Genomic DNA, 14,319 nt, shown 5'->3' on the forward strand with positions numbered 1-14,319 from the left:
GATTGATCGTACAGGAGGAAACCTTAATCTTGTTTCACCTAGTTATTTTGATTTGAATAGTGATGGCTCATTAAAATTAACATCTCAAGTTGATAAAACATTTGTGAACGAAATGCATAATCGTGGGATTAAGGTTGTGCCATTCTTAAGTAATCACTGGGATCGGACATTAGGGAGAACAGCATTAGCTAATCGTGAACAGCTGTCTCAACAAATTGCAGATGCAATCGTTACTTACAATTTAGATGGAGTTCAGGTTGATATAGAAAATGTAACAGATGTTGATCGGGACAATTATACCGACTTAGTTCGACTACTAAGAGAGAAGCTACCTGCAGATAAGGAGGTTTCTGTTGCAGTAGCGGCCAATCCTTATGGGTGGAATAAAGGCTGGCACGGCTCCTATGATTATAAACAGCTAGCCCAATACTCCAGCTATATTATGATAATGGCCTATGATGAAAGCTTTCAGGGAAGTCCTGAGGGTCCTGTCGCAAGTCTTTCGTTTGTAGAAAGCTCGATTAAGTATGCATTAGGTGAAGAGGTTCCTCCAGAAAAAGTTGTGCTTGGAATTCCTTTTTACGGTCGTTACTGGAAGCAAGGAGAAAGTTATGGAGGCTATGGACTATCAAATAGCAGGGTAAGTGAAATTACAAGTAAATATAAAACAACTACAACCTATGATACAAAAAGTCAGTCACCGATGATGACCTTTGAAGTAAAATCAACAGATCCAATTATGACGGTGGCAGGAAGAACATTAACCGCCGGTACTTATCATCTTTGGTATGAAAATGAAAGGTCCATTCAAGCAAAAGTGAATTTAGTTCATAAGTATGGTTTAAAGGGAACAGGAAGCTGGAGTCTAGGGCAAGAGGACCCGAGTATATGGGAGAATTATCGAGCTTGGTTAACAACCCATACTACAACAGTTGATAGTGATCAAAGTCCAGCTGTGGAGGACCCAGCAGGGGATAGCACAACCTACGTTGTCCGTGGAGGAGATACATTATCTAGTATTGCCAAAAAGTTTGGATTAACAGTTACACAGCTAAAGGAGTACAACTCGTTAACGACTGATGTTATTTATATCGGACAACTTCTTTATTTGGTTCCTAACGAAGAAAATACACCGATCATTATTCCAAATACAACTCTTCCGACAAACCATGGCCAGATTATTGGAAGGCTGTATTTAAAGGAAGATACACAGCTACTAAAAAAGCAGCCAAATGGTTCCTATTTTAAGTATAAGCTGCTCAAAAAAGGCGAAGTGATTAATGTGTTTGGCGCTCAAGGAAATAAATATGATGTTGGCGGTGGATATTATATAGAAAAAACAGACCGAATGAGTCTTCATATTGGGCGGTTATTGATAAAGAATCGGGAAGTGTTATATAAGCCGGATGGTACGTTTTATCGGTACTTAGAAAAAGGGGAAGCAATAAAAGTATTTTCCTATGATGAAAATAAGTATAATGTTGGTGGGGGCTATTATATCAAACCAACTGACAATGTGTTATTTTATGAGGGGTTTTTAAAGCCAAAAAGCTATCTAACTTTATATAAACCGAATGGGGCGGTACACAGACAAATTCGTCCTGATGAATATATCCGAGTTTACAGTATTGATGGTGACAGATTTTACGTTGGTGGAGGATATTATATAAAAATTGATCGGAATTTAGCTTCGTTTGTGAGACATTAAGATGAAAAATAGGTATCAACATAAAGACCTCCACTTGGAGGCCTTTATGTTAATCATACACTTGTCTAAAAGAAAAATCCAAACCCTATAGTAAAACGAAAATGATGTCATAATTATGGAAAGCCGTCCAACAATATGGAATACTACCATATTTATGAAACCACGGGAACAAAGACTATTTTACCACATTTCAGGGAAAATTATGCTGTTTTTTCACAATTTATTAAGAAAGTTTTTTCTTTATTTTTCAGTGGGGAAAAAAATAAGGACTTCTAGAAAAATCAAGGGTTTATTATGGTTTTTATATAAAATTTATTTAGAAAAAAACGTTAATTAACATAACTATTAACAAAATGTTCCATGAAGTTTAACAATAAATCCCTTTAAAATATTAGGAAAGTCACATAGAATAAAAGGTAGAAAGAGACTATCAAATTTCGTCGAGGAGTAGGAGATTTTGTTTAATTTTAGGAGAGTTATTTATTTGGGTTTGTTAATCATGTGTATAAGCTTCATTATACCATCTATTAAGGGACAAGCTGCCTCGAATTCTGAGGAGTCAAATTTCGAGAATTTGGGTCCTAAAGTAGAGTATTTAAATGTAATTAGAGGAAAAAGTGTTACCGTTCAAGGGAAAACGTATTATGTAGCTCTGTTACAAGGAGAGCCTGCAAAAGTAGCGGTAGTAGATTATCAAACAAAGAAAGTGATTGATTTAAAGGAACTTGAAGGAGCAAAGGCTGCTTGGTCAATTGAAGCAACTTTTGACGGAGAGGTTTACATTGGAACAACTCCAAATGAACATGTGTACAAATATGATTTACTAACGAATAACCTAGAAGACCTTGGTAAGGCAACTACGAATTCGGACACTGTTATTTGGGATTTGAATTACGATGAGAAAAATGATCGATTATTTGGTGTTACTTCTTATGGTGGTCGAGTATTTTCTTACAATCAAGAAGAAGGCTTTAAAGATTTTGGCACAGTAATGCAAGGTAGACAATATGCGAGAAGCGTTGTTTATGATGAAGCTGAGGATACCTTATATGTAGGAGTTGGATCACCTGCAGCACTGATTAAGTGGAACTTAATTACAAATGAAAAAACAAATCTTTTAGAAGACTATACAAAATCTAGCTCATCTGTTTATGATCTTGATATCGTAGACGGACAGTTGTTCGCAAAGATGGAAGGAACAAATGAGATCCTTCATTATGATCTTGAAACAGATGAAATGGTAAATCAGTTTAAGGCTGATTCTAGAGGGGTTTCACAAAAGAAGGCAAATGCGACAACTGTATTTTACAGCTTAAAAGGATCTTTATACGAATACAACTATGTATCAAAATCGAGTAAAGAAATCCAATCAGATTTAAACGGATCCAGTGCTGTGTCACTAGATATCATTCCGGATGAAGGTAAAGTAATTGGATTGGCAGGAAATCTCGGTAAATTTTATGACTATAATTATCAAACTGATCGGTTCTCACTTACTGTATTAAAGCTTCCACCACAGTTTGTTGAAATTTTTCGAATCGGAAGTAGTTCAACAGGCGATATTTATAGCTCAGGGTTTATTTCTGGCTATTTATCTAGATATACTCCGTCTATCGCCATGAATCAAACCTTTAGTGGAATTGGACAAGTAGAAGGAATCACTGAATCCAACGGAAAGCTATATTTTGGAACATATCCTAATGGCGATATTTACGAATATGATCCAACTGAAGTATGGAGTAAAGGATCGAATCCGAAAAAAATTCTTTCATTATCAAGTGATGGTCAATCTCGTCCATCAGCTCTTGTCGCAGATGATGAAAACAACCGTTTATTCATCGGCTCTGTTCCAAAACGAGGAGAACATTCAGGTTTAGTGACGATTTATGATACGAAAAATCAAGAAATCATAGACCAAATCGTATTAAAAGAAGGACAAAGTGTTGTATCAGCTACATATGATAAAGAAAAGAATATTTTATATGCTGGTACGTCTGTTTATGATGGCACAGGTGTAAAAACCGAGGATAGTGCGAGTATTTTTAAAATCGACTTAAATCAAGAGACTTATACAGCTGAAGAAGTATCTATTTCTAACGGATACAGCATCATGGTTTCTGCATTAAAATGGGATGAAGATGGGAAGATATTTGGAATCGTTGATAATAAGTTTATTGTGTATTATCCACGAGTAGAGTCTGCCCCAGAGCCTGAGCCGGAAACGGAAGAAGATACTGAAACAGATACTGAGGAAGATACAGGAACAAATCCGGAAACAGATTCCAAGCCTGAACCTGAAGTTGAACCAGAACGAATTGATATTTATCCGATCATTCCTGAGAGTGTATTAGGAATGGGGAAGAATGAATCATTAATTGATGGTGAAGATGGTTATTTATATGGAACTGTTCAAAATACACTATTTAAGGTAAGTCTTACTAATTTTTCGATTAAGATTTTTAGACAAGGTGATGTAAATACATTAGCTAAAGGTAATGATGGCTACTTATACTTTAATAGTGGAGCTAACTTGTGGAGAGTGAAGCAATCTAAGTTAACGAATGACAAGGCGATTGAGCCGACGCAAATTCAACTGCCACATGTCACAGTAACTGAATCACCATTCCCAATTGCGCGTGTTTATACGAAAAAACCTGTTGTTCTTTATAAAAAGGTAGCAGGAAATATGGTGCCGTATAAAAACCTACAATCTAAGCAAGCATTTAGAGTATACGGTTTAGAAGGCCAATATTATCATACTGGTGGCGGCTATTATATTTATCATGAGGCTTCAAAAACATCTGCCTATATTGGTAGAGTGTTTACGAGTATACCGACTCAAATTTATACTCCTACCGGCGAGCCATTTAGAATGATGCTCCCTGGAGAAGAAATTAAGGTGTTTAACTATGATAATGAAAAGTATGATGTTGGTAATGGTTATACGATTGCTAAATCCGCAGAAGTCACCTATTTTACTGGTGCTGTCAAGCTACTGGGTGATACGGAGCTTTACAAATATGGTGAAGAAGAACCTGTTCTTACTTTATCAGCAGGTGAAGAGCTGTTTATCTCCAATACAGATGGAAATAAATTAGAGATTGGAAACGGGTATTACATCTTGTATGATAAAAGTAGTATGGAATACAGTAAGAGTTAAGTCATAGAAAGACTGACCTGGTTTGGGTCAGTCTTTCTATTATCTTTTAATAAAGGGAGGCAGCTATGAGGAAACTAGCCGGATTTTTTGCCATTATTCTTATGATTATTACTCCAGTTCATTTTCATGCCTCTGCCGAAGAAACGCCATCTGAGGTTACAGATGAATTTATGACGAAAACAAAGCCATTGAAAGGCAATCAGCAAGAACAATCAATTAACGAAGATGCTGTTGAAAATCGTGAAATGATTATTCAAGGAAACGTAGATTTATCTGAGTTACATTCCTTAGGTCTAGAGTTAGTTGAAACAACTGATTTATCAAGCTCAAATACGACTCTCTATACATTTAAGATTCCTAATGAACTAGATTACGAGAATACTTTATTAAAAGTAAAAGAATTGAATGGTGTCGAGAATGCAGAGCCTAACTATAAAGTGGAAATGAGCGCTACTCCGAATGACTATTACTATTCAAATCAATGGTATATTCCAGCCCTTGATTTTCCTAAGTCCTGGAATTCATTTTCGTTTAGAAATGAAGTGAAAGTTGCGGTACTAGATACGGGTGTGAGCAAAGGCCATGAGGATCTGAAGGGTAAAGTGCTTAATGGTTATGACTTTGTGAATAATGATTCCGATCCAGCTGATGATCATGGTCATGGGACGAGTGTAGCTGGAACAATCGCAGCTATATCCAACAATAGAACGGGAATAGCCGGAATTAATCAAAATGTTAAGATCATTCCGGTGAAGGTTAGTGATCGTGAAGGCCACTCAACAGTTGAGAATCAAATTAAAGGAATCCATTATGCCATTGAACAAGGTGCAGACATTATTAATATGAGTTATGGAAGCTATTATTATTCTGATATTGAAAATGAAGCACTGTGGGAAGCTTTTGAGCAAGGAATTACTCTGATTGGTGCAGCGGGTAATGATACAAGCAGAGAGCCGATGTATCCAGCCACATATTTACCAGTTATCAGTGTAGCTGCTACAGATCAAAGTAAAGCTCTTGCTTATTTTTCAAATCGTGGTGAGTGGATTGACCTTGCAGCACCAGGTGAGGACATGTATTCACTTCATTCAGAAGGTGGTTATTCGGTAGTAAGTGGGACATCTTTTTCAGCACCAGTTGTTGCTGGAATGGCATCCCTATTGTTAAGTGAACGTCCAGATTTAACTCCAAGAGAGGTTGAATGGCTTCTCGAATTAGGGGCAAACGGAATCTGGAAGAAAGATTATGGATATGGAATACCTAATATGTATAAAACCTTAACTACATCACTTCCAGTCGAAGAAGAAGTTTCTGGTACAACAGAAGGTGCTTTTGATATTGGGTACTATGAATATCATTCGGAAAAGATGAATTTTCCATATGATTATGATGTGTATGTGTTTCATGTGGATTCGAATACAGATGTTGATATCAACCTTACAGGAATGTCGAATGAGCTTGATTTAAGCATCGATATTGAAAAGCTGGAAGGCTCTACCCTTGAAATGGTCAATTATATAGATGAATACGGCCTAGGAAAAGCAGAATCATACTCATTTCTCGCTTCACCTGGCACCTATTATGTGATTATTTCGGACTATCATAACCGTTGGTCGTCAACACCATATCAACTAAGTGTGATATCTACTAATCAAAATGTTCCATTAGTAAGTCCAACAGCTACAGTTCCATCAGGGAAATATACTCAACCGTTTGAGGTGAAATTATCGTCAACATCAAATAAACGAATTGTTTACACTCTTGATGGATCAACACCTTCTAGTGTGAATGGTCTTTCATATGTGAATTCTATTCCAATCTATGAATCAACAACAATTAAAGCAGCTGTTGTTAGTGGAACAGCTACAAGTGATGTTAGCACGTTTACGTATGAGCTGAATGATATGTTGATTCCGAACATTACGCTACCGGTTGATCACGACCATCCTTCGGCACGTGTGATTATCCGTCGAGATGGACTTGGGTTATACCGCAAAAATAGTGACAATACCTTTACTTATTATCGTGGTTTAACAAAAGGAGAACAACTCAAGGTATTCGGTGTTTCAGGTCATTACTATAATGTTGGCGGAGAGTATTACGTTAGACATCAAGAAGGAAAAACCATTGCTTACATTGGTAGGGCGTTAATTAAAGAGCCAACACCATTATATGATCCTAACGGAAATGTTTATCGCATGCTGCAAAAGGGCGAAGCGATTAAAGTGTATTCCTATAACGATCAAAAATATGAAGTTGGTGGCGGTTATACCATTAAGGCTGACAAAAAGAGCTTCTACCTAATGGGATACGTAAAACCTAAAAAAGATATTGTGTTATATGCTCCAAATGGAGCGAGGCACAGTACGCTGAAAAAGGGTAATTTATATTATGTGAAGAGCATCGGAAATGGAAAAGTGGATCTTGGTAACGGATATTATGTAGTTGATCGGAAAGAGGATTTTTATTTTATAAAAAATTAGAGCTGACAGATGTCGGCTCTATTTTTATAGGGGTAAAGTTGACTTGAAAAGTCTTAAACTAACATGGTGACATAAGCTTTTGTCACCATGAAAATTCGCATCCCAATTGGTTGGTGTTCAAAAAATATATTTAACTATCAGTGATAAAAAGTAACTGAGAGTTTAAATAAACGGAGTTTTTCCGGTTAGACTGAAGAATGGAGCTCGGTTGGGGGATATAAGCGGAATTTTTCCGGTTAAGCAAAGTAAAATGGTCCATTTTCGCCTTTTTTAATCCAATAAGTGGAATCTTTCCGTCTATTTGAGCTAGATTTCATGATATTTTCTTTTTAAGAGGAATTTTTCCGCTTATTTTAGTATCTTATTTCTCGGCAATTCTTGAAGATTTGAAAATTGACTTAATTGGATGTTTATGTTGATAAAAAAATGCTTGGAGTATATATGTCTCCAAGCATTTTACTGTGTTGATTAACTTGCTAAATTTTAAATCAAGTGCAATTTATTGTACGAGAAGCAATGTTAATTAGTATTTTGTACTTCAGAATCGAACCCGTTAGTTTCACCTCGACAGTCCTCTTTTACGGCACAAACCTTTTCACAACCGGTATCTTCTGAAGAATCATCACAACAATCATACTTACAAGTAGTGTGAATGTCGCCAATATCGGAATGCCAGCCCAGGCACGCACGGTATGAGCGTGAATATCGTAGTTTTCCAAAAGAAGTAGGAAAATATATGGGTGCAAAAGATAAATTCCTAAGCTTGTTTTATTAATGATTGAAAATAAAAAGAACCGGCTTAAATCGAACTTAAAGTCCTGGAAGAATATAAACACTGCAATGGATAGAAATACAACAGGCATATTTAAATAATGATAGAAAAATCCATCAAAGAAGCCTTCGTTTTGAACTGTTAAGTCATAGGTGCCGCGAATGATCACGATGCTAGCGACGATTGCGAGTAGATACATCACTATTTTTGTGATTTTCGATAATCCATATCGATGCAGGTAATAGCCTAAAAGAAAATAGCCAATATAACCAGTTGCAGCTTCAACCTTTATATCAACGGTAATTTCATGAAATTTACTAATATAACTAAATACACTTGTCACGATAAAGCAAAGCAGTAAGTAATATTGTAGATTTTTCTGACTTGCACCAGCAATATAAACTTTTAAAACAGGGAGAATGAGGTAAATGGCAATAATCACATATAAAAACCAAAGATGATAATACACATCATTCTCAAAAAAAGCCTTTGTAATCATGAAAGGATCATTAATAATGACCTCTCGATTAATCTGAACAATTAAATAAAACGTGCTCCAACCAAGTAAGGGGATAATTACTTTACTAATGCGTTTACGGATAAAGATCATTGGCTTATCCGTTCTATCGGGATTGAGCAATAGAGCGCCACTTAGCATAAAGAAGATTGGTACACACCATCTTGTTAAAGAATCATAAATATTCCCTGTCCACCAGGTAGTGCTTGTAACAGTTTGGAACTTATATAAAATAGGGGCAGCGGCATGTAAAAGTACAACTGCAAAGGTTGCGACAATTCGTAAATTATCAAAGTAAAAAATCCTCGATTTAGTCATGTGAAAAATCTCCTTGAAGTATATCTTCCTGTTATCTCAATTAAATTAGCTTTTGAAAAAATAGAAAAAATTATAACCTTTATTTTTGGGGGAAGTCGAATTCTGCAGAAAAATCCGCTCTACCAAAGAAAAATATACCAAATAAAATCTAGTAAATCAAAGCAGAAAAAGGAAATGACATTTTTTGAAAAAATCCTCACGACAATGTCGAAATTTGGTATGATTAGTAAGGTTATAGATTACGAGGTCATGAGGAGGATCTAAGGTTGAGGACGAAGCAATTATGTACTTTTTTCTTTTTATTCACGTTAGTAGTATTGTTCGCACTTCCAGAAAGCACGTCTGCTGCTTCTTATGTGAGCAATAATCAAGTTTATACGTACGAAATCATGGAGCAGGACATTAAGGAACTTGCACAAGCTTATCCTGATTTAATTTCATATAAAGTGATTGGGAAAAGTGAGTATGGTCGAAACATCTATGCGGTCTCACTAGGAAAGGGAACTTCGGTTGTTCAGGTGAACGGTTCTCACCATGCCCGGGAATGGATGACAACCATGGTCAATATGAACATGATTGATCAATATGCGAATGCCTATAAAAATGGTTCTTCTTATCATGGATATAATGTTAGATCCGTTTTAAACAACTCGACTATATGGTTTGTTCCAATGGTTAACCCAGATGGTGTTACTTTGCAGCAATTTGGTTTAAAGAAATTCCCTAGCTCAGATCATGCAGCCATTATTAAAATGAATGATGGTAGTATGGATTTCCGAAGATGGAAAGCGAATGCTAAAGGAATAGATTTGAACAGACAGTATGATGCTGATTGGAATAACATTTGTTGTAGTCCCGGACGTCCCTATTTTAAAAACTACCCGGGCCCAAGAGCTAATTACGCTAAAGAAACCATTACAATGGTCGACTTTACGAATAAAACAAAACCAGAAATGGTTGTAAGTTATCATAGTAGTGGTGAAATCTTATATTGGGATTTTCATCAAACTGGTTCATGGTACGATCGAGATCATGCTTTGGCAAAATCAATTGGAAAAACAACGGGCTATTCCCTTATTTACCCTAAAGGATATCAATCTGGTGGAGGACTTACAGATTGGTTTATCTCTCATTACAAACGCCCTGCGTTTACGATTGAAATTTCACCTTATGTAGGAGAAACAAGTGTACCACTTTCTTATTTCTCAAGTATTTGGAGCGAAAACAAAACAATTGGTCTTTACGCTGCAAACGAAGGTCATAAGTTATTTTTAACAAAATATAACCCAGTAAAGGCAGCAGCAACGAAAAAAGTAAACGATGCATTTTTAGCTAGTAAGTCACTAAGGCCTTATCACACAAGCAATCTTAAAACTACGGCAGATATTAAGGCTAGCACTTCATTTATCTCTCTATACAATAAGACTGGTAGTTTAATAAAAACAGCTGAACAATCGCTTACTGGTTTAACAAAGAGTGATCGTGATTTCCTATCACAATACATTGTGGAAGCGAAGAGTCGTAAGCTAGATGCAGCTAGATTTATAGATGCGGTTTATGTAGGAGATCAGCTTTTAGAGCAAAAAGGACTTTTTACAACACTAATTAATCAAAATAAAATTGATGACAACTTCGTGGTTCAGTATAATGTGATGTCATCGAGCATTAACAAAGCTGAACAAGTGATGAGTCGTGTTTATGGTAGTCAATATCGTCAATTAACCCGAGATAAGTATATTAGTCCAAGTAAAATTGCTAGAGAATCAGTTATTTACGAAGTTTCTCGATATAACCTATTGAACATTATTGAGAAAGAACTAAATAACGAGCAATTTGAACAGATTGAAGAGAGATTCGCTGTATTAGAACGCTTAGAAGATCGTTCTGTTCAAATTAAGGAAGCAGGTAATAAATTATATCCTGGTAAATATCCTGATCATCCGGAAATTGAGGAACAGCTTGTTACTTTAAGAGAATCATTAATTCAGCAATATAAAAAAATTGTAGGAATTGATGAAGCTGTTTTCTTCCAAGAAATTGAACAGTTATATACTGATTACGAAAGCTTAACAACGATCAGCAGTGATTTAAGCTTACTTGATTCAATTCATCATGCTGAAGAACAAATAACGTTAATTGATGAAACATCTTTAGATGCTGAATCCAAAGTATTATATGATGAAGCCATTAGTAAGCTTTCTGAGTTAAGCACATTTAAAGAAGCAGTTCTACTAGGTGAAGAAATCCTTGTTCTGCAGGCAGAGATTGAAGCAGGACAAAGTGATGAGCAGAAACTAGCACTAGTAAATGAAAAGCAGCAACTTTTTAATGAGAAGGTTTCTACTCTTTTAAATGAATCTATCAAACAATTGTTACAAGAAACATATTCTATTCAATAAACGACATCAAAAACCCACAAATTAATTGTGAATTTGTGGGTTTTTCTCTGTTTTTAATCGAAAAATGAGATCAATTAAAGGGGGAATTGTCGAACTTTATTTTAATTTGTAAAGAAACTGTAATATAAAGCGACAAATTTAACGTTACTGTAACGTAACAGAGACAATATGCTTGGTAGAATAAAGAGGTACATTTAGAGAGGTGATTGTTATGAAGAAGCACTTATTCATTTTAATGTTATGTTCGTTTGTATTTTTGATAGCGCATTCTAAGGCCTTCGCGGATTCTACAATAAATGAACAGCAATTTATCCAAGAGAGTAAGAAATATTTAGGAGTTCCTTATCTTTTTGGTGGAATAACTCCAAGTGGTTTTGATTGCTCTGGATATATTAATTATGTGTTAAAAGAATATGGATATTCAGTACCTAGAACCGCCGCAGATATGTATGCCTCAAGCAATCTTACAAAGGTAAGTAAACCTGAAGTTGGAGATCTTGTCTTTTTTACTACATATAAGCCGGGTGCATCACATGCTGGTATATATATTGGTAATAGTGAGTTTGTTCATGCCTCATCATCTAAAGGTATTTCAGTAAGTAAGCTAGACGAATCATATTGGAATACCAGATATCTTGGTGCCAAACGTCTGGAAGGGCTGTCTACTTATTTAAACTCTGTTGATGCAGAAGCAAAGCAGCTTTGGCAAACAACTTCACAGCATTTTTTGACTTCAGACACAACAACACAAAATCAAGACGTGTTATCAACATATAACGAAATTCGTAAGCAAGCTGATAGTGGAGCTGCGAAAGAATATGTACTAAGAACAGCTCATGTAATAGATTCAGTTAATTTATCGTCGAATCTAGCAGGAAGCACAAAACAATTAACAGACACAATGATTACAAATCAAAGCTTAACAGATGAATCAGTTAATTTATATCATCAGCATTCATTAAATATAAAGAAAAGCGAAACAGTATTCAGTCGTTTATACGGTTCAGAGCTTCGTAAGCGATTTAACAATGAATCAATCACACCAGCTAAAATTGCTAAAGAAACAGTAATCTACGAGGTATCTATGTACGGTTTACTAGATACAATTGAACAAACAGTAGAAGCTGGAAATTTAGATGAAGCTGGTAATCTACTGGAAAAGTATGATAGACTAGAAAAACGAGCGAATGAAATTAAAGCCTATGGTAATACACTTCATGCAGGATCTTACCAAAGCCTTAATGAAATAAGAACACAGCTAGAAGAACGAAAGAAGGCTGTTGAAGAGATCATTCTATCGAACTAATAGGGGAGGAATCTGGCATGCGTAAGCTTTGTCTAAGCCTATTGATGATCGTCACGCTTGTTTTAAGTTCTATTAATCTATCATCAGTAGAAGCAGCGTACGATGAGTTATCGTATCAAAAGAAAAAAGAATTAATTGTTGAGGTAGCGAAACAATATAATATACCTCCTGAAATTTTAAAGGCCATTGCTTATAGCGAAACAGGCATGAAACAATTTGACAGTAACGGTAATCCGATTGTCAGTGATGACGGCGGAATCGGAATGATGCAAATCACTTTATCTGACCAAGAATTAGCAGATAAACAGATTAGTAAGGAAAGGCTACTTACGGATACAGAGTACAACATTAAAATAGGTGCTCAAATCCTGAACGAAAAATGGGGTTATAACTTCATCCCGAAAATCAATGATCATGACCGTTCGAAAATTGAGCATTGGTACTTTGCAGTTTGGGCTTATAACGGACTATCAAAACGTAACGACCCAAATGAACATGCTGAGCCTTATCAAGAAAAGGTTTTTGATTATCTTAGAAGAGATAATACGGGCGTGAAAATTACAGCAACACCTAAAATCGAAACGTCTTATAAGAGTGATGGAACATTACAGTTTACAAAGCTTCAATATAATATTGATAGCTGGAACACACCTTCTGTACAGGCCATGGAAGCTGGAGATGTAGTTTATACATCTAAAAGCAGTTTGGCTAACGGTGTATCAAACCTTCGTGACTACCATGATACAGTTGGTTCCTCTATTACTGACAAAATTGAGCCGCTAAGTAAAGTGAAAATCTTAGCTGGACCATATGAGTCTACTAGTTCAGCAAACTTCTTTTCCTTCTTTAAAGTAAGTGTTAATGGTAAAGAAGGTTATATGGCAACATCGAATTTACAGGGAATGGAACCAGCAACACTTACAGTTCCTCATGCAACGTTCCCGACAAATCATCGTCAGCCGGTTGGTAGAGTGATCATTCGTGATGATGTTCCTTTGTTAAGAGATAATAAAGATGGTACGTTCACTATTACCGAAACGAATGAAGGAAACCCTACACTTGTAAAAGGTGAAATGATTAAGCTATTCGGTGCCATGGGTGATTACTATAACGTTGGTGGAGACTACTATATTAAACGTTATGATCCAAACATGGTTGTGATGATTGCTCGAGCTAACACAAGAGAAAATATTAAGCTATTTGTTTTGAAAGATGGTAAATTAACAGAACAAGGAACAACCTACGGACCAGGTCATAATCTAAGAGTATATGATTATGATAGCCAATATGTCTACGTTGGCGGATCTGAAGAAACCGGATTACAGGTTCTGAAAAATGATGGTTCTGTCCTACTTTACAAAGGTTTTGCGACAGCTAAAAAGCCGGTAAACATGTATGCGCCAGATGGCTCTATTCACAAAGTCATTCAACCAGGCGAACGTGCTAGAGTTTATTCAATCGATGGTGACCGTTTATATGTCGGTGGCGGATACTACCTACCGAATGATAAAGGCTTAGTAAACTATTCCCCGCATTAAGAGGAATAAAACCCCACAGAAGAAATTTTCTGTGGGGTTTTTTGTATATTAAGAGAAAAGATATGAAATTCTTCCTTCTATTAAATTTGCTATAAAAATAAAAAAAGAACTTGGATCA

At 35.9% G+C, this 14,319-nt stretch carries 7 protein-coding genes; 6 read left to right on the forward strand and 1 reads right to left on the reverse strand.

Annotation, left to right across the window (positions count from 1 at the left end):
• From ACEWK1_RS20975 to ACEWK1_RS20985, 3 genes are all read left to right on the forward strand, one after another.
• Nucleotides 1–1,708, forward strand: a 1,708-nt coding sequence (locus tag ACEWK1_RS20975; RefSeq protein WP_416636623.1) for a glycosyl hydrolase family 18 protein, incomplete at its 5' end; no start/stop codon positions are given.
• Between the two features lie 484 nt (nucleotides 1,709–2,192).
• Nucleotides 2,193–4,868, forward strand: a complete 2,676-nt coding sequence (locus ACEWK1_RS20980; RefSeq protein ID WP_212135681.1) for a hypothetical protein — start codon at nucleotides 2,193–2,195, stop codon at nucleotides 4,866–4,868.
• A 65-nt stretch (nucleotides 4,869–4,933) separates the two neighbouring features.
• Nucleotides 4,934–7,351 carry a S8 family serine peptidase gene (locus ACEWK1_RS20985; protein WP_212135683.1) on the forward strand — a complete coding sequence of 806 codons (2,418 nt, stop codon included), beginning with the start codon at nucleotides 4,934–4,936 and terminating at the stop codon, nucleotides 7,349–7,351.
• A gap of 578 nt (nucleotides 7,352–7,929) precedes the next feature.
• On the opposite strand, the gene ACEWK1_RS20990 is transcribed toward ACEWK1_RS20985, so the two are convergent.
• Nucleotides 7,930–8,958, reverse strand: a complete 1,029-nt coding sequence (locus tag ACEWK1_RS20990; RefSeq protein ID WP_121663661.1) for an acyltransferase — start codon at nucleotides 8,956–8,958, stop codon at nucleotides 7,930–7,932.
• Between the two features lie 266 nt (nucleotides 8,959–9,224).
• Between ACEWK1_RS20990 and ACEWK1_RS20995 the strand changes: the two genes are divergently transcribed.
• The 3 genes from ACEWK1_RS20995 (at nucleotide 9,225) to ACEWK1_RS21005 (ending at nucleotide 14,201) form a co-directional block, all read left to right on the forward strand.
• Nucleotides 9,225–11,357: a M14 family zinc carboxypeptidase gene (locus tag ACEWK1_RS20995; protein ID WP_212135685.1), complete on the forward strand. Its 2,133-nt coding sequence runs from the start codon at nucleotides 9,225–9,227 to the stop codon at nucleotides 11,355–11,357.
• Between the two features lie 211 nt (nucleotides 11,358–11,568).
• Nucleotides 11,569–12,663: an NlpC/P60 family protein gene (locus ACEWK1_RS21000; RefSeq protein ID WP_212135687.1), complete on the forward strand. Its 1,095-nt coding sequence runs from the start codon at nucleotides 11,569–11,571 to the stop codon at nucleotides 12,661–12,663.
• 17 nt (nucleotides 12,664–12,680) lie between these two features.
• Complete coding sequence (locus ACEWK1_RS21005) at nucleotides 12,681–14,201, forward strand: lytic transglycosylase domain-containing protein (protein ID WP_212135689.1); 1,521 nt, start codon at nucleotides 12,681–12,683, stop codon at nucleotides 14,199–14,201.
• The last annotated feature ends 118 nt before the right edge of the window (nucleotides 14,202–14,319 follow it).

Source organism: Metabacillus sp. YM-086 (assembly GCF_048059995.1).
Lineage (GTDB): Bacteria > Bacillota > Bacilli > Bacillales > Bacillaceae > Metabacillus > Metabacillus litoralis_B.